This is a genomic window from Dyadobacter chenwenxiniae (assembly GCF_022869785.1).
Classification (GTDB): domain Bacteria; phylum Bacteroidota; class Bacteroidia; order Cytophagales; family Spirosomataceae; genus Dyadobacter; species Dyadobacter chenwenxiniae.
In genome coordinates this window covers 4,919,615-4,936,154 of record NZ_CP094997.1, presented here as the reverse complement: position 1 = coordinate 4,936,154, position 16,540 = coordinate 4,919,615, and the positions used below count along the sequence as shown (strand labels likewise).

General features: G+C 44.0%; 15 protein-coding genes. 6 read left to right on the top strand and 9 right to left on the bottom strand.

Translation table 11 applies throughout. The features are described from left to right. Positions 1-2: 2 nt before the first annotated feature. From MUK70_RS21040 to MUK70_RS21030, 3 genes are all read right to left on the bottom strand, one after another. Entirely contained in the window at positions 3-2,363 is a 2,361-nt protein-coding gene (locus MUK70_RS21040) for a GAF domain-containing protein (RefSeq protein WP_234654995.1), read from the bottom strand. A 102-nt stretch (positions 2,364-2,465) separates the two neighbouring features. After that, on the bottom strand, positions 2,466-3,344 hold the full coding sequence (locus MUK70_RS21035; protein ID WP_234654994.1) for a GNAT family N-acetyltransferase: 879 nt from the start codon (positions 3,342-3,344) through the stop codon (positions 2,466-2,468). A 31-nt stretch (positions 3,345-3,375) separates the two neighbouring features. Beyond that, complete coding sequence (locus MUK70_RS21030; RefSeq protein ID WP_234654993.1) at positions 3,376-4,503, bottom strand: DUF4249 domain-containing protein; 1,128 nt, start codon at positions 4,501-4,503, stop codon at positions 3,376-3,378. Positions 4,504-4,646: 143 nt separating this feature from the next. On the opposite strand from MUK70_RS21030, the gene MUK70_RS21025 reads away from it, so the two are divergent. Together MUK70_RS21025 and MUK70_RS21020 are read left to right on the top strand one after the other, a co-directional pair. Next, positions 4,647-4,946 (top strand): type II toxin-antitoxin system RelE/ParE family toxin, encoded by a 300-nt coding sequence (locus tag MUK70_RS21025; RefSeq protein WP_234654992.1) that lies wholly within the window; start codon positions 4,647-4,649, stop codon positions 4,944-4,946. Positions 4,947-5,009: 63 nt separating this feature from the next. Continuing rightward, complete coding sequence (locus MUK70_RS21020; protein WP_234602784.1) at positions 5,010-5,336, top strand: helix-turn-helix domain-containing protein; 327 nt, start codon at positions 5,010-5,012, stop codon at positions 5,334-5,336. Positions 5,337-5,340: 4 nt separating this feature from the next. Here the strand turns inward: MUK70_RS21020 and MUK70_RS21015 are convergent, their stop codons facing one another. The 3 genes from MUK70_RS21015 to MUK70_RS21005 are packed head-to-tail and all read right to left on the bottom strand — an operon-like array spanning position 5,341 to position 8,431. Next, complete coding sequence (locus tag MUK70_RS21015; RefSeq protein WP_234602783.1) at positions 5,341-6,138, bottom strand: LytR/AlgR family response regulator transcription factor; 798 nt, start codon at positions 6,136-6,138, stop codon at positions 5,341-5,343. Beyond that, complete coding sequence (locus tag MUK70_RS21010; RefSeq protein ID WP_234654991.1) at positions 6,135-7,214, bottom strand: sensor histidine kinase; 1,080 nt, start codon at positions 7,212-7,214, stop codon at positions 6,135-6,137. The genes MUK70_RS21015 and MUK70_RS21010 overlap by 4 nt, the downstream gene beginning before the upstream one ends. Then, the gene (locus MUK70_RS21005; RefSeq protein WP_234654990.1) at positions 7,211-8,431 is read right to left on the bottom strand and encodes a sensor histidine kinase; all 1,221 of its coding nucleotides are present in this window, start codon (positions 8,429-8,431) and stop codon (positions 7,211-7,213) included. Before MUK70_RS21005 ends, MUK70_RS21010 begins: the two co-directional genes overlap by 4 nt. 174 nt (positions 8,432-8,605) lie before the next feature. Here MUK70_RS21005 and MUK70_RS21000 point away from each other — a divergent pair, with 174 nt between their 5' ends. The 4 genes from MUK70_RS21000 (at position 8,606) to MUK70_RS20985 (ending at position 12,173) form a co-directional block, all read left to right on the top strand. Continuing rightward, positions 8,606-8,995 carry a LytR/AlgR family response regulator transcription factor gene (locus MUK70_RS21000; protein ID WP_234602780.1) on the top strand — a complete coding sequence of 130 codons (390 nt, stop codon included), beginning with the start codon at positions 8,606-8,608 and terminating at the stop codon, positions 8,993-8,995. Between the two features lie 114 nt (positions 8,996-9,109). Further along, complete coding sequence (locus MUK70_RS20995) at positions 9,110-9,322, top strand: hypothetical protein (protein WP_234602779.1); 213 nt, start codon at positions 9,110-9,112, stop codon at positions 9,320-9,322. Between the two features lie 163 nt (positions 9,323-9,485). Further along, the gene (locus tag MUK70_RS20990) at positions 9,486-10,532 is read left to right on the top strand and encodes a glycosyltransferase family 4 protein (RefSeq protein WP_234654989.1); all 1,047 of its coding nucleotides are present in this window, start codon (positions 9,486-9,488) and stop codon (positions 10,530-10,532) included. A 465-nt stretch (positions 10,533-10,997) separates the two neighbouring features. Next, positions 10,998-12,173 carry a glycosyltransferase gene (locus MUK70_RS20985; RefSeq protein WP_234654988.1) on the top strand — a complete coding sequence of 392 codons (1,176 nt, stop codon included), beginning with the start codon at positions 10,998-11,000 and terminating at the stop codon, positions 12,171-12,173. Between the two features lie 138 nt (positions 12,174-12,311). Here MUK70_RS20985 and MUK70_RS20980 read toward each other — a convergent pair whose 3' ends face one another. The 3 genes from MUK70_RS20980 to MUK70_RS20970 all read right to left on the bottom strand — a co-directional run bounded on the left by MUK70_RS20980 (position 12,312) and on the right by MUK70_RS20970 (position 16,437). Then, complete coding sequence (locus MUK70_RS20980; protein ID WP_234654987.1) at positions 12,312-13,259, bottom strand: D-2-hydroxyacid dehydrogenase; 948 nt, start codon at positions 13,257-13,259, stop codon at positions 12,312-12,314. Positions 13,260-13,405: 146 nt separating this feature from the next. Further along, a complete protein-coding gene (locus MUK70_RS20975; protein WP_234654986.1) occupies positions 13,406-15,787 on the bottom strand; it encodes a M1 family metallopeptidase in 2,382 nt (793 codons plus the stop codon). A 38-nt stretch (positions 15,788-15,825) separates the two neighbouring features. Next, entirely contained in the window at positions 15,826-16,437 is a 612-nt protein-coding gene (locus tag MUK70_RS20970; RefSeq protein ID WP_234602776.1) for a HupE/UreJ family protein, read from the bottom strand. Positions 16,438-16,540 lie beyond the last annotated feature (103 nt).

The following is a 16,540-nucleotide window of genomic DNA, read 5'->3' as shown; positions in this document are numbered from 1 at the left end:
TTTCAAAGCGGGATAATGGTCTGTTCGTACACAATCCCCAGCCTTAATGCATGAAGCCCGCTCAATCCTTGCAGATCTTCCAGTTCCAGGCGTTCCGTTTCGGAAGTGAGTGCATTTGTTTCCTGTAAAAAGCGGATAAACGGCAGGTAATCTTCAATGTCCCTATCGTTGAGGAATATCAACGCAATTTTGTCCGGCTGGGTAAGTCGTTGGTTGGTATTGCGGATATGCACTTTGTCGATTCGCTTTTTAATCATTTGATAGCGAATGTTATACGCGCCTTCAACATCAAATTTTCGTTCGTCTGCACGAAAACTAATGTCGATCATGTGGTTATGGATAAAAATGAGCTGCGTTGTCGAAAGCGCTTTTGGCATATCTGTTAAAAGCGCTTTCGTCGTTTTCGCAATCGCGATCATGGAAGACAATTGCCACAATCTCAAATTTTTAAGGTGAAAATTGTTAAATGGCTTTTCGGGACTTATGGATTGCCCGATGTAAATGTCATACTCCACACCGTCCGTCCTGAATTTCTCGAAGTAACATGGAAACGGCTGTTGCAACTTATCTTTTTCAATTTCAAAATAGTTGTTTACAGCATCGTTGATCATTTTCATAGACGCCTCAAATGCACGGCGGTTACTGAAAACCTCACCGGTTTCCAACTGCGTGGCATTCAAATACGCTGCAATGATCGGATTGGTTTCGGGGTGCTGGTCGGCTAAATGCGACAGGTAATCCCGACTTTCGAGATTTAAAAATTGGTTCAGGTTATTTTCTCCTGCGCTGCTCCACGCCTCGGATTCCAATGCGCCCTGCCACTTTTTGCACGTGTAGGAAAATTCTTGCATAAGTGACGAATTGTCCCATCGCTGTAATGTTGCGAGGGCGTTGCTTAGCAATGTAAGGTGTGTATTAAGGTCTTTGGTAATGGCTGCATTTCTTTCCAGCGTCGAATTTCTGATGTCGATCGCGCCATAAAGGGGATATACTTTTTGAAAAGTGATCGGCTCCGTCTCTACCGGCAGTTTCCTCTTTTTCCTATGCAAATAATGCCAGGCTGCCTCATTAAATTTCCACTGTACAGACGGTTGAATGGACGTAAATTTTTCCTTAATAATGTTTTCCAGTTCCAGATTGAACTCATCGATATAAATTTGCAGAAGCTGGCCAACCGGCTCAAATGCCGGCTCGAGCATAGACAATGTCTTTTCATCAAAAACCTCGTCTTGCCAGGTGTGCATGCATAAAACGCCAACCAGGATTTCGTCAAAAAAGACGGGCAGCAAAGCCAGCGAACGAACGCCTTCCTTCCTGAAAGGTTCGAGAAAGGCAATTTGCATCTCCTTTATGCCGCTGATATCCGGGGAATAAAATGAAATGGGTTTGGCTGCATAACTCTCAGCTTGCTTGGAAAACGCTTCCGGTGTCAGCCGGTCCTGGCCCCAGACCCTGAACATGATACCCGTCCCTGCGGTTTCGTAGCCATAAACTGCCCGCTTATTAACCCGCACAAAAGGGAACATATCAAACTCGATCCGATTATTCTGTACGAGCGTTTTGAGCGAATGGATAATGTTGTGATAGCGCTCCGCTTCCTGCCCTGGAATGCGGTTGAGCCTTATTTTTCTGATATTTTCAACGGCTGTTCTACTGGTAATGTCAGAAACGGTCAGCACCGAAAAACCCCGGAATTTAAATAAGCTCAGCGGCAGCACGTTTTCCAGCAGCAAGTGACCGTTTTCTTCACTGAATCTTGCATATAGCTCGCTGAAATCGAGTACTGGCAATTCGCTTTTGGGCGTGATTTCTACGAAATCGGTGTTTACGAAAACCTCAAAATAGCGTAAAAGGCCGGTCTCCGGGTTTGTCCAGGTATAATACTGCTGAATTTTTGAAGGCACCTGGAAATCGTAGAGTCGCTGCATGATCAGCGCGTAAATGACACGCAGCCGCTCTTTGGCAAATTCAGCGGGCGATTTTGTGTCGATATTCCCATCGTCCAAAGGTTTCTGCGCCAGCATTTCATAGAACAGGTCGGTCCCGTAGAAAATTTTCGGGTTTAACGGAAAGCTGAGGGCCCATACAACTTCCTTCTCCAATGCGAGCACCGGTGACACACTTGAGTATATATGTTCCAAAAACCGTTCATACTGGCCGATATCTTCGATCGGAATGTCCGTTGCGGGAATGTTGTACTGCTGGAAACAGGCCAGGATCTGATTGTAAAAAACTGCTTTAGGCGTGGTTTCTTCGGCGGCGCGTCGGGCCACAAACCTGATAAACGGCATAAACGAAATGGCGGCGTCTACATCCAGTTCCTGTGTCTGAAGCCCGGAAAAGTCCAGTATTTTTACTTTCATGCTGATATACGTGCCAAGAATGAAAACCGAGAGACATTTGATTCCTAAAATTAATCTATCCCCACGAGAAGTCGGTCATGGGAGCATTCACAGCAAACGGCATCAGCCTTTTTCCGGGCCGGAGCTTGCCCAGATGTGCTGGGGCAGATCCCTTATCGGCACGCCACGATACATTCGTACAAACCTGCGCTGCGCCGTGAAACCGTTTTCCAAAGCCCAGTTCATAGCATGCACATTGGCAGCCGGAATATCGATAAATAAAGGTTTTTCACTAAAACGGGCAGTGATCGCATTCAGTAACTTCTCACCCGCAACAACATTCAATGCACCCACAGGCCCGATTTGCGTTGCCTTGTTTCCTTCACGGTAACCGGCATAACCATCCACTTTGCCGGTTGCGGTGCGCGTGCAGTAAAAACGACATTCCGCTGCATTTATGAAATCAAGAATAAAATCCTTCCTGCCGGTCCCGGTAATGTGCTGATCGAGATACAAAATCTCCTGAACAAACTGATCGTCAGGCAGCACCTCATGGAGCTCATATGCGCTTGGTTTCTGATGAAAGATATTCCCTGTAAAACGAATTAATTCATACTCAGGCTGGAAACCTAATTTATGATATAAACCTTGCCCCAGTGAAGTCGCGTCCAGGCGGATTGTAGTGATGCCTTTTTGTTCCAGAAAGCCAATCGCATGCTCCACCAAATGCTTTCCAATGCCTTGATTTCTGTTTCTTTTATCAACCAGGACCATTGCGATCCAGGCGATATGCTCAAAGCAGCAAACCGTGGTTGTACCAACCGGCTGACCATTTATTACAGCAACAAAACAACCATCCGGTTCCAATAGCATAGCCCGCAACCAATGGCTATCCTGCTGGTTCCAGCCTGCTTCCGCGACAAGATGCCGGCAAAAAAGCAGATCTCCGCGTTGCATAAGCCTGACCGATATGGGAAATGGGTTGATCACGGCGTTTTCCATCAGTTAGGTCTGCACAGGAGAAAGTTTTTGATCACCAGTAGGAAGGTTTTTCCAAAGTCCCGCCCTGTGTCCGGCAATCTGTACATTCCGGAGGCGCTCCTAACAGAAATTCTCCCCGGAGGCCCGCATAGGACATAAGTAATGAAGTTGTTTCCAGGCCGCACTGTCTGTTACTGAGTGGATTGCACACCACGTCAAACGTGTCGGGCATCATGCAGGTTGGATATCGTCCCAGCCTCGGCGTTACGGTAAGCCTTTTTGTTTCTTCCGTTGACGCGCTGAAATAGCCGAAAACAAGATCTTGTCCGTTCGTTGTGCCCCTGATATTGCCCGTAACCTGTGAGGGCTGGGGGTCAAAGAGCGTTCCGGTGCCCTGCGTCGTTTTGGAGAGGCTGGTCCAGTATTCAAAAGCAGGCCGGGAAAGTCCATATTGCTTTACCAGCACGCTATATTTCATGAAAAGCTTGTTGGTAGGAACCGGCACTTTAAATAATGGAAGGTCTTTGATAATGTCGCTGGAAAGCTTGACGGTTGTTCCGAGCAGGATGCTGCCGGATTTTTGATTTCCCCAGCATCGGTTAATGTCCACCTGCCTCCCGACATATTTTTTATCGATCACCTCGATTGCCGTCTGGTAGGCCGCGCGGTATTCCCAGGTTTCTTCAAATTTCCAGCGATAAAATTGCGTTTTGCCCTGCGTATCATGCGTATTGACGTAAAATACCATCGCATCCTGAAAACTGTCGAATTTTGTCGTTAAGCTGTCAATGGTGGGCGTTACGCTTACTTCTACATAATCGGATAAATATTCCTTCGCGTCGCGGGTTTTAATGCGGAGGCGGTATTTTCCTGCCTTGTCGTACTGTCGGGGCGGAAGGATATAATGCCCGGGTTTTGATTCGGTAAATACATTGATCTCTCCCGATTCGGCTTCCACGGACATTTCTGCTCCCGTTTCAGTGATCGGGCCAGCCGTTTGATTGACATTTTGCGTTCTTCTCAGTTCGATCCTGCTCGTGTCCCGGCCTACATTAAGAAACCCGTCCACAACCAGGTGATTTTCCAGAGAATTAACCTCCGGCGGAGAGAACGGCTCAATACAGCTGTCCACAAAGAACAACAGAACAAAGGAAACAAACTTCAGTAAACGATATTTCATAGCCACTTTTGTTACTAAGATCTGAAATTGTAAGTAAATCCAGAAACAATAGCCCAAATTTATCATCAGACGGTTACTTAGTTTGGAGAAAGCGTTATCATAATTGTATATGAAGTTTCTAAATTTGGAAACTTTATATACATTTGCAAAAAGCATTTGACTTGCAGTATTTTCACACACTATTTTTAGAAGAAGCAGAAAAATTTCTTGCTACGCTTTCGCCCAAAGCGGCCCGAAAGGTGATCTATAATGTTGAACTTGCCCAAAAAACAAATGATCCGAGACTGTTCAAGAAGTTAGGAGATGACATTTGGGAATTCAGGACCAATTATAGCGGGGACTGCATTAGATTGCTTGCGTTTTGGGATAAAACGGATGGTAAAAACACCCTGGTGGTTGCGACAAACGGATTTGTAAAAAAAAACGAACAAGGTTTCAGGTAATGAGATTGACAAAGCTTCAAAAATCAGGACCAGATATTTTCAGAGTAAATCTTAATTAACGTTATGGAAAAGCCGGCAATAAAATCCTACACGCTTGCCGAAATGAAAGACAAATATGTCGGTGAAGCTGGCAGTGCTGAGCGGGAAGCGTATGAATATGAGCTGAGTATGGATGTTTTGGGGCGAATGATAAAGGCAGCCAGACAAGAACAAAACCTTACCCAGGAACAATTGGGAAAGCTTGTTGGTGTACAAAAAGCACAGATATCCAAAATCGAGAGCAGCAGCAACAGCGCCACCATTGACACAATTCTAAAAGTTTTCAGGGCTTTGGAGGCAGAACTTCATTTCAATGTGCGATTTAAAAACAAATTTATCCAGCTCAGATAATCCATCACTTCCCCATCCACTTCTTGAAATCATTCGTTTTTTCCCTGCTTACGATCGATTCTTTGTCGAAAGCTGGTTTTAATGTCAGGGCGAGGCGGTTGTTGTAGTAGGGCTGGATGTGGGTTACGGATTGATGGGTGACGATGAGGCCCCGGTTGATGCGAAAAAAGCGATCGGGGTCGAGGAAAAGCTCCATTTCATCCATTCGATAATCCACGACAAACTTTTGCCCTTGCAGGTTTTTGAAAAAACTGACGCCGTCTTCAATGTAGAAATAAGCAATTTCCGAAATCTCAACCGACAGCATTCTGGCGCCTTGCTTTACCAAAAAACGTTTGCGATAATCGCTCGCAGGCTGCTGCAATTGCAGGTTTTTGAGGATGTTTTCCAGGTTCGCAGGCAATGTTGGAATTTCGGATTTCCGCTGACTTCCCGTGAGGTCGTAAAACTTTTTAATGCTGCGTTGCAAATCTTCCTGTTGCACGGGTTTCAGCAGATAATCAATGCTGTTCACCTTGAATGCTTGCAATGCATATTCATCATAAGATGTGGTGAAAATCACTGTGCTCCTGATTTCTATGCGGTTGAAGATCTCGAAACTCTGCCCGTCTGCCAGCTCGATATCCAGAAATACAATGTCAGGCTCCGGGTTGCCATTTTTCCGGTTTTCCGAAATCCACTCTACGGTGGCTTCAATGCTGGGCGTGATCCCTTTGATGACAAACTCGGGAGCAGTTTCTTCAAGCAATTTCGTGAGTTTGCGCACGGCAAGCTTCTCGTCTTCGACAATTAAAATATTCATTGGTTTTCAGGATTTTGTGTGAGCAGTGGCAGTAATACCGTAAAATGATCGTCACCCAGGCCGATAATAGGCTGCCTGTCAGAAAGCAACTTGTATTTAGCCTCAATGTTGGCCAACCCCAGCTTGGTTGACTTCACAGGTGTTGATTTCTCCAACAGGTTATTTCGCACTTGCAGCTGATCGTCTTCGAGCGATGTAATCTCGATTAAAAGCGGTTTTTTTTCCAAAATCGTGTTGTGCTTCACCGCATTTTCTACTAATAATTGCAATGTCAATGGCGGAATGTATTTGTTCAATGCGCTGTCACTCACCTGAATGACGAGTTCCAGGCCGGAATCGTATCTCGTTCGCAGGAGGTGATAGTAGGATTTGATGAAGCGGATCTCTGTCGATAATGTTGTCAGCTCGTGTTGATTGGTTTGCAGCAAATAGCGGTAAACTTTTGCCATTTCATCCACAAATTGCTCTGCCCTGGCCGGCTCGTCATGGATGAGGGCAGATAGTGTATTCAGACTATTAAACAAAAAATGCGGGTTAACCTGGCTTTTCAGACTTTGCAGTTGGCCCTGTAACCCGGCTTTCTTGATCGCTTCTTTGTTGGTTTTAATCTCTTTCCATTTACGCAGGGAATAATTGACTTCATACAAACACGTCAAAAGCAGGATTGCCAGGAGCTCGAACAAATACACGTTAACCATCTTTTCGGCATCCAGCTGTGCATTCAGCGGCCGGAAACGGATGATCAGCAAGCCATAAGCTGTTACATAAACGCCGGTGAGAACGCAAAAGGAGAGCGCAGTGTAAGCGGCCCGTTTCAGCGAGGAATGGATGGAAGGATATTTTTGGGCAATGTACTGCGCCGCCCAATCGTGCGGGATAAAAGCCAGAATGGTCATGGACAGGACCATTAATGTGCCCAAAATGAAATTGGAAATGCTCGCAAAATAAGGATCACCGATCAGCAGGTAACTGATCGTGGGCACAAACCAAGGAACTAGCAGGACAAACATCCACCTGCCAAAAAGGCTTAGCCATATCAGCTGGCCAATGTGCTGAAATCTGTAAGTCTGTATCATGTATAAATCAAAGGCAAAAGCACTGTAAACTCCGACCCTTCTTCCTTGATCTGAATGGTTCCTGCCTGGTTAAAAAGCATTTTATAGCGTGATATCAAAGTGGCAAGCCCGGCGTTGCTAAATGGCGTACGCACAGTCCTTTTTTGCAGATTATTGATTACTTCCAGCTGGCCGGTCGCAGTGGTGCGAATGTCTATTCGCAACGGATGATCGGTCGAAACAATGTTGTGTCGGATAGCATTATCGATCAGCGTTTGCAATGTTAATGGGGCCATTTGTCCATTCAGATACAGATCTGCGGCTTGAATGGAAATGCTTATGCCGTTTTCAAAACGGGTTTCCAGCAAATAAATATAGGAACGGATGTAGCGCAGCTCGGCGTCGAGGGTTACCATGCTCGTTTCACGGTCGGGGCCGTTGACACTCAGCAGGTAACGGTAAACTTTCGACATTTCATCTACAAATTTTTCCGCCGTTGCAGGCGATTCAGAGATCAAAACGGAGAGGGAATTAAGGCAATTGAACAAAAAATGCGGGTTAACCTGCTGTTTTACCACTTCCAGTTCAGACAGCAATTGCCGCTGCTCCATTTGCTGCAACTCGTCCTGATTGGTTTTCCATTGCACAAAAGTGTACGCTAATTCGGTGAGCCCGGCACCAATGAGCGAAGCCGCCAGCAGCAAAAATACAGACCAGATCGCCCGCTCACGCTGCAAGGAAAAGCCAAATAAATGAACCTGGTCATAGGCCAGCAAAACGAGGATCAGGATGGAGACATTGATAATGGAATAAAGCACAAACCAGAAAAGCACCCGGAAAACGGATTGGTGTGTGTCGGGATAAGCTTTTGCGACCAGAATGGCAATGATCTGATTAATGTGATTGGCTATCAGGCAGAGAATCAGGTTGATAAGGCTCCCGCCCAGGAAAACTTGCGGATCTGAAAAGTAAATGTTTCCCCACATTAAATAACCGACCACCGGGACCAGCCAGGGGATGACCAACACGAGAATAAAGAAGTTGAGGCGGTTTTTTCGGAGTGTACCAAAATACTTGTCGAAATACCTGAACCGGATTTGCATCATAGCGAAAAACTGAACGACAAAAATAGGAATGCCGCCACATGCACAGAAACGATCGTCTGTGAATTGTATGAAAAAGGGGCTGAAATGTCGGAAATGTTCGTCCAAGCTGCTTACCGGGACTTGGATATTCATTTTTCGTCAAAAATGGCTTACATACAGGTCATCCGCCAAAAAGTGTATTACAGATACCAAATCTGACAATACGGATAATATGTGTTTCCTACCGCAACGATTGCGAACCAATTTTGTGTCATTCTAAAAGCCAGGGCACATCCCAAAATCAATTAACTTTTTATCTGTTAAGCCATGAAAACAACATTAATGAACCCATTCTCCTGGATCGTCAATCCAGCAAACATTGAAAACGCCAACCTCATTGCTGTGCATATGAACGGCAAGATCTTGTGGGTCTCGGCGCATGAGATTACGCACCTGGAAGGCGAGGGCAATTATACTTACATCCACACCCGTCAAGGCAAAAAACACCTTGTTTCGAAAACGTTGAAAGTGGTGATGGAAATTTTGAACGTGAATTTTATCCGTATCCACAAGTCTTACATTGTTAATCCGATGTATGTTGTGGCGCAAATCGAGCCGGACACGCTTTTGCTAAGCTGCGGCCGCAAAGTGCCCATTGCAAGAAGAAGAATGCGTGAGATCCAGGAAATGCTTGTGGGTGAATGTGCCGCAGCATAAGGGATTAGATATCAGTAAGCCCCGGGTCGCTCAGATCAGGGGCTTTTTTTGTGCCTGGGTTCACCGGGCACGGATATTTAAGGTTTTGCCCAAACACTTAACACGGCATCAATTATGGCTAAGAAAGCGAAGAAAAAAGGGCATGATAAAGCAAAAACCAGCGGCAAGAAAAAGAACAAATTAGGCGTCAAAAACTCACTCGTCAACAACATCAATGCCCGTAAGAAAAAAGGCACCTCCCGCCCAAAAGCCAAGAAAACGGTTAGCAAGAAGTCTTATACCAAAATGAAGAAGAACTGGGGGAAGGGGAAGAAGACGCGGAATTAGGGTTACTGGATCTACATTTCTAATACAAAGAGATTTCCGTTGAATAATTCAATTGTGACGATAAATAATCGGATGCTAGCATTTTTTGAATAAAAATGCTTCTTGAACTCATCGATTATAACCATAGTAATATGGAAAACATACTGTCGCAAATTAAATGGAAATGAAGCGCGTATTAGTGACGTTTGACTCTATGAAAGATCTGAATTGTGGATACTTCTCATTTGGAAAGGGTCTTGGAGATGCCATTGTTGACTGCAATGAAGCTAAATTTGAATTATCGTACTATATTTTCAAACAAAATCCCTATCTGTTTGAAAATAGAGTACGATTTATTTATTTTTCAAAGTTGCATAAATTTCATTTTTCTGCTAAGAATCAATTTGATATAGTACATCTAACTGATCAGACCTGTCGGTTAAGACCAACAAATGTGAATGCGAAGCGTATTCTCACAATTCATGATCTTAATAAAATACATTTGGGTTTCAGTAATAATAGCAGTATCCAAAGATATTTGTCAAGGTTAAAGTATCGTATTGATTCTTGTGATAAAATTGTGGCAATATCAAATTTTGTTGCAAATGATATTAAAACTATTTTCCCGGAAGCACAAAACAAATTAAGCGTTATTTATAATGGCGTGGACAAACTTATTTCTGCTCATGCCCATGTTCCGGTGTTTTGTCCCCCTAACGAATTTATTTTCACAATTGGCCTATTGTCAATTCAGAAGGGGTTTCATTATCTCCCAGCTTTACTAAGAAATAATAATTACGACCTGATTATATCGGGTATCGAAACACCTCATAAAGAAGTTATACTCCGTGTTGCCGCTAAATATAATGTCAAAAGCAGGGTTCACATTACCGGACCTATATCCGAAAAGGACAAAGCATGGTACTATAAAAATTGTTCAGCATTTGTTTTTCCATCTCGGGCAGAAGGCTTTGGATTGCCTGTGATTGAGGCAATGCAATTTGGAAAGCCAGTATTTTTATCAAAGTTCACGTCTTTGCCGGAAATTGGAGGAAAGCATGCCTATTATTTTGACAACTTCGAAGATAAACACATGGAAGAAGTTTTCAATGTTGGAATGGCGGATTTTGTGCGGCGGAATTGCGCTGACGAGGTAAAGAATTATGCAGACAGCTTCACGTGGAATAAGGCTGCTAGTGCATACCTATCCCTTTATGAAAGCCTCTTATAATATGACGATCTAGCCAAGGTTAATGGTTAAAGATTGTGTCGCCATTTAAGGTATTCTCTATCCCTTTTTCCTTGCCCTTCCTGATCCGATTCTAATGATGAGATTTTCCTGTCAATATTTGTACGTTCTGGATTTGACTTGCAATTTGATTGGCGAGTAATACTAGCAAGTCTTTTAGTGAGTTTTTTATATATGGTGTCTAGCATGTGTTGTGAATTAATTGATTAGCACTTACTATAATTTGTAAATAGATTAATATATATTGATAATATTAAGGCTTTCGCATATCTTTTTTATCAAATGTTTGTTGAAGAATTATTTTCAGGTGTAGTATAATTATTAATTGGAAAACTAGTCAAGTATTACCATACATAACTGATTTTTCAAATAGAAAGTCGGTGAAGAAAATTAATTATGCTTGACTTGCATATGTTATGAAGCACACTAAATTATCAATATGAATAAATGAAAAAGACTTTATACTTTTTCCCGGATGACGTGGGCATAACTACTTCTGGAAATAAGACTAGGGTAAGATGTTTGTTAGATTATTTTAAAACACGCTCGTTTGAAGTGCATTTTGTAAGCTTAAAGCATGAGAGGGATACTGCTTTGCAGCATCAACACACATCTGATATTTTATATAACGAAGGCCTGGCGAGCCGTACATATTTGTTGACCAGAAAAGCCTCTAAAAAGAATTTGTTGCAATATTTTTTTAAATATAAAATTTGGGACTTACTATATTATTATAGAAAGCTTCCGTTGAGAACATCGATTCCAACAGTTGTTACTACTAATCTGTTGCGGGAATTTGAAGAAATTTTGAAGGCTAATACTTATGATTATATAATAATCAGTTATGTATACTACTCAGATCTTGTGTCAAAGGCGGGGCTTTTAGGAAATGCGAAAGTAATTATTGACACACACGATTTTATCACTGCGCAGTACAAGAATAGAAGCAATTTCCGCTTAGGTGTGACGATAGAAGATGAAATTAATCGATTAAATAGTTTTCATGAGATATGGGCGATATCTCCCGAGGAGCAGTACATTTTCAGGCAGTTCTGCAAGTCGAATGTGCGATTAGTGCCATTTACAATGAAACCCCCGGTGATTAATGCGGCTCTGGTTGGAAGACAATACCATATAATCTATGTAGCAAGCGATAACAGCCATAATATACGCGCGTCGAGCTGGTTCTTCTCGGAGGTTTATCCATTGTTACCAGTAAACTTCAAAATATGTGTTGTAGGGAAGATATGCAGTTATATCAGTGAGGGAGTGGCCATACAACGGGTTATATACTGCAGTGATCTTAGCACTTATTACAATGATTCATACGTAGCTATATGCCCAATGTTTAGCGGGTCAGGTGTCAAAATTAAAGTTATCGAGGCGTTGTCGTATGGGCTACCGGTAATTTGTACTGATTATGGCGCTGACGGATTACCTAATAAAGTTAGTAATGGATGTATTGTGCATAATGACGCTGTTTCGTTTGCGAACTCGATAGTCGAGCTTTTGAAGGACGAATCGCTGTATGAATATTATAGCAACCAGGCTAAATCTTTGTTTCAACGATATTTTAGTAGTGAAAATATAGATAACGTGCTGGATCCTGTATTTAATGATTGAGAGCCCTTTGTTCTATTCACTTCGTAGGTAGAGAAGGTCGTAAGTTCCTTCAAATATTGTGAGCATATCTTGTGTTTTATAGGCAAATATGACATTATTAACGCTCATAGTGTTATTGTGTATGCTGAGCTGACGAAATTACGAAACCACATTCTTTGCCTCCCCATTCATGAAACTTTCCAGATTATCGGCGACCATTTGCAGCAACCGTTTTCTGGCTTCGAATGTGGCCCAGGCTACGTGGGGAGTGATGATGCAGTTGGACGCGGAGAGTAGGGGGTTATCGGCTTTTGGTGGCTCGGTGGAGAGGACGTCAAGTCCGGCTCCTGCTATGATCCCGTTTTTTAGTGCTTCTGCGAGGTCGTTTTCCTGGATTAGCGGGCCACGCCCGGTGTTAAGGATAATGGCATTTCGCCTCATGCGGGCGAGCCGCTCCTTGTTGACGATTTCCTTCGTTTCGTCGGTTAACGGGCAATGCAGGCTGATGACATCGCTTTTTTCAAATACATCTTCCAAGGAAACCATTTCAATTCCTGCGGTTGGCATTGGGTGCTTCCTATACGCGATCACTTTCATCCCGAAAGCCAGCGCAATTTTCGCAACCTGCGATCCGATGTCACCCAGGCCGATCAACCCCATTGTTTTCCCCGCCAGCTCGGTCAGTGGTGTTTTCCAATAACAAAAATCCGGTGAAGCAACCCAATCGCCTGCAAAGACGCTCTGGCTGTGCAGCTCGGCATGGTTCACAACTGCCAGCAACAATGCAAACGTCTGCTGCGCTACGGAAGCCGGCCCATATGCCTTCACATTAGTAACCGTTATGTTGTGTTTTCTGGCAGCATTAATGTCAATGTTATTGAAACCGGTTGCCATTATACCAATGTATTTCACTTTCGGCAACTCATCTAAAATCGCTTCGGTCAGCACCACTTTATTCACAAGCAGCACTTCCGCATCTTTCGCACGAGTGACAATTTCCTCAGAAGCCGAGCGATCATAAATGGTCACATTGCCAAATTCCTGAATCGGCGCCCAGTCCAGGTCGCCAGGATTTAATGTGTAGCCGTCGAGGATTACGATGTTCATAAGTTGTTGATTTATAAATTCTTATGATCTGAATTTTGAAATTACATAGAATCTATTTTGAAATTACATATGATCTGTTTTGAAATAACATAAAAAACCTCCCCAAAGCAAGGCTCGGGGAGGTTTCGTTTTACTGGAAAGTTTTTCTAATTCTTAGGGTCTGTGGTGATCTTCCCGGCTCCGGCACCTTGCATTTGCATCGGATTAGGCGCTTTTTTGAGTTGCTGCTGTTTGAAGATCTGAAACCTTGTTGGCGCGGCAATGCGTGGGAAGGCGTTGTTTTCTGTGTCAATGTCTGCAATCTGTTGGTATGGGTCTAACGTCCATTGTACCACTTTCTTTTTGGTCGAAATCACTTTGTTGATCTGTGCATCGTTGAAGCGCCAGATTTCGGCTGGGAAAACCGCCACAGAATCTGTGCCGTCTTCAAAGCCCATTTTTACAATGACCGGCATAGGCAGGCCACCTTTGTTTTTAATAGAAAGGGTGTAAAAATTGCTGTTTTCCTGGATAAGCGCCTTTTCGTTTTCCGTAAGCGATGCCATATATTGCTCATATTTCTGCTTATCTGCTTCCGTCACTTTAAACGGATCATAGCGGTTATAGAAATCGGCCATGGTGGAATCCTGCGCAACGACCGTTTCGCCTTTTGTTTTCGCATCCTGCATTTTACTCATTGTTTCCTGCTTGCGTGCTGCTTCTTTGCGTGCGATCTCTTTTTCAATCGCAGGATTTTGTGTATCAATGCTAAACCAATCTACGCTTACAAGATCCTGGTCCACAGGCTCTGTTCCATAAAACCAGCCTTTCCAGAACCAATCCAGATCCACGCCCGACGCGTCTTCCATTGTTCGGAAAAAGTCGGCCGGGGATGGGCTTTTGAATCTCCATCTGGTTGCATATTCCTTAAATGCGTGGTCGAACAGCTCACGGCCCATTACGGTTTCGCGGAGAATGTTCAATGCTGTTGCTGGTTTGGCATAAGCATTGGGTCCCAGGCCGATTACATTTTCGGCCGAGGCCATAATAGGCGTTAACACCGATTTGTCGGACGACATATAGTCTGTGATCTGATTAGGCTCGCCCCGGCGGGTTGGGAAGTTGTAATCCCACTCTTTCTCAGCGAGATATTGACAGAACGTGTTCAAACCTTCATCCATCCAGGCCCATTGACGCTCATCGGAATTGACAATCATGGGGAAGAAATTGTGTCCCACTTCATGGATAATCACCCCGATCATGCCATATTTCACGGCTTCGCTGTAAGTCCCGTCTTCTTCCGGCCGACCGCCGTTGAAGCTGATCATCGGATATTCCATTCCGCCGCCAGCTACTGAATGACAAGAAATGGCAACCGGATAAGGATATTCAAATGTGCGCGCTCCGTAAGATTTCAATGTGTGGGCAACCGCTCTCGTCGAATATTGTTCCCAAAGCGGGTTTCCTTCTTTTGGATAAATAGACATGCACCAGATTTTGCGGCCGCTTTTGTAAACATCACTTTGCATAGCGTCCCAAATGAATTTCCGGCTGCTGGCAAAGGCGAAGTCACGTACATTATCTGCTTTGTAAATCCACGTTTTTTTGCCTGGATTTTTGTTTTCCCGCTTTTCCGCTTTTTCTGCTTCGGCCTGTGTAACGATCAGAACGGGTGTTTTAGAAGTCTCAGCTTGCTTCAAACGTTGCTTTTGCGTTGCCGTAAGCACTTGTGCATAGTTCTGGCACTCGCCGCTGGCTGCCACCACGTGGTCGGCGGGAGCGGTGATAGCGACTTTGTAATTTCCAAAAATCAATGCAAACTCACCTTGTCCCAGAAATTGCTTATGGTTCCAGCCGTTGATGTCGTCGTAAGGTGCCAGGCGCGGGAACCAGTGGGCGATGAAATAGTTAGCATTGCCGTCTTTTGGAAAAAACTCATAACCGCTGCGGCCGTAATATTCGGTGACATAATAACTCCAATCCACGCCGAAAACGAAGCTTGTTCCCGGCTTCATGGTCATGGGCAGATCAATGCGCATCATGGTTCCGTTGATCGTGTAAGGCAATGCTTTTCCTGCCTTGTCCTTTACTGCGCCGATTTTATAACCATATTCTGTTTTTGGATCCAGTGATGAGCCTCGGCCATTGTTTAATGCGGCCAGCTGAGCCGGACTCATGCCTTTTTCATTCACCGAGCCAGTTCGGGAAGTGGCTCCTATGCCGTCTTTTTTGAAAAGGTTTTGGTCTAATTGCAGCCAGATGTATTTCAGATCATCCGGGGAATTGTTGAAAAATGTGATGGTTTCGGAGCCGATGATCTGTCGTTTGTCGTCGTCCAGTTCCACTTTAATGTCATAATCAGCGCGTTGCTGCCAATACTCACGCCCCGGCGCACCCGAAGCGGCGCGGGTGGAATTGGGCGTTGGAAGTATGGTTCCCAATTGCTCAAAGCGGTCGTTGGCTTTGTAGTTGGGATTCGTTGGAAGTTGCTGCGCCATTGCAGAAACCGTAATAAGCAGGATCAGTAACGGGAGAAGTGCTTTTTTCATAAATAGTAGGTTGTTGGGGGAATAATGCAATGTTATAGTCAGGCAAGAAGATTTTGAAGAAATTCGTTGTTAATGATCAGCGAAAGCGACATGCCTACGATAATGCCGGACAAAATATGGATCCAGCTAAGGCGCTGCACACGAAGCAGTTCTATCATTACAAAAGCAATGGAAAGAATGATAAAAACAATGATCAGCTGACCCAGTTCCAGTCCGATATTAAACCCTAATAATGGATTCACAATATCCGCTTCTTTGCCTAATAATGTTCTCAGGTAGTTCGAAAACCCCAAGCCATGAATCAGCCCGAAGAACAACGCTATGGGATAGCGGATTTGGGATGATTTTTCATTTGGACTAAAAGAAGCCTTAGGGACTTTATAAAAAAAGTTCAGAACGGCAGTAATCACAATGGTAACCGGGATCAGGAGCTCAATCCAGTCCGGATTAACATTCACAAATCCCATGGTTGAAAGCGCTAGCGTGATGGAATGCCCGATTGTGAAAGCAGTAACCAGGACGATCACTTTTTTCCAGTCGATCAATGTGTATACTGTGCAGAGCGCCATAATAAAAAGGATATGGTCGTAGCCGAGGGAATCGGTAATGTGGTTGAAACCTAGTTGTAGGTAAGCCTGGAATTCGGACATTAATTGTATTTAGATTTGATTGGCATTCAATTTACTTGTCAAGACAAAAAAGAATTCGAATATATTCTATTCAGCCCACGAAACCAATTTATAGTCTGTAAAG

Bases quoted from the DNA above. Each gene is read 5' to 3' on its own strand.
- MUK70_RS21040 (WP_234654995.1), bottom strand. From the start codon at position 2,363: ATGAAAGTAAAAATACTGGACTTTTCCGGGCTTCAGACACAGGAACTG.
- MUK70_RS21035 (WP_234654994.1), bottom strand. From the start codon at position 3,344: ATGGAAAACGCCGTGATCAACCCATTTCCCATATCGGTCAGGCTTATG.
- MUK70_RS21030 (WP_234654993.1), bottom strand. From the start codon at position 4,503: ATGAAATATCGTTTACTGAAGTTTGTTTCCTTTGTTCTGTTGTTCTTT.
- MUK70_RS21020 (WP_234602784.1), top strand. From the start codon at position 5,010: ATGGAAAAGCCGGCAATAAAATCCTACACGCTTGCCGAAATGAAAGAC.
- MUK70_RS21015 (WP_234602783.1), bottom strand. From the start codon at position 6,138: ATGAATATTTTAATTGTCGAAGACGAGAAGCTTGCCGTGCGCAAACTC.
- MUK70_RS21010 (WP_234654991.1), bottom strand. From the start codon at position 7,214: ATGATACAGACTTACAGATTTCAGCACATTGGCCAGCTGATATGGCTA.
- MUK70_RS21005 (WP_234654990.1), bottom strand. From the start codon at position 8,431: ATGAATATCCAAGTCCCGGTAAGCAGCTTGGACGAACATTTCCGACAT.
- MUK70_RS21000 (WP_234602780.1), top strand. From the start codon at position 8,606: ATGAAAACAACATTAATGAACCCATTCTCCTGGATCGTCAATCCAGCA.
- MUK70_RS20995 (WP_234602779.1), top strand. From the start codon at position 9,110: ATGGCTAAGAAAGCGAAGAAAAAAGGGCATGATAAAGCAAAAACCAGC.
- MUK70_RS20990 (WP_234654989.1), top strand. From the start codon at position 9,486: ATGAAGCGCGTATTAGTGACGTTTGACTCTATGAAAGATCTGAATTGT.
- MUK70_RS20985 (WP_234654988.1), top strand. From the start codon at position 10,998: ATGAAAAAGACTTTATACTTTTTCCCGGATGACGTGGGCATAACTACT.
- MUK70_RS20980 (WP_234654987.1), bottom strand. From the start codon at position 13,259: ATGAACATCGTAATCCTCGACGGCTACACATTAAATCCTGGCGACCTG.
- MUK70_RS20975 (WP_234654986.1), bottom strand. From the start codon at position 15,787: ATGAAAAAAGCACTTCTCCCGTTACTGATCCTGCTTATTACGGTTTCT.
- MUK70_RS20970 (WP_234602776.1), bottom strand. From the start codon at position 16,437: ATGTCCGAATTCCAGGCTTACCTACAACTAGGTTTCAACCACATTACC.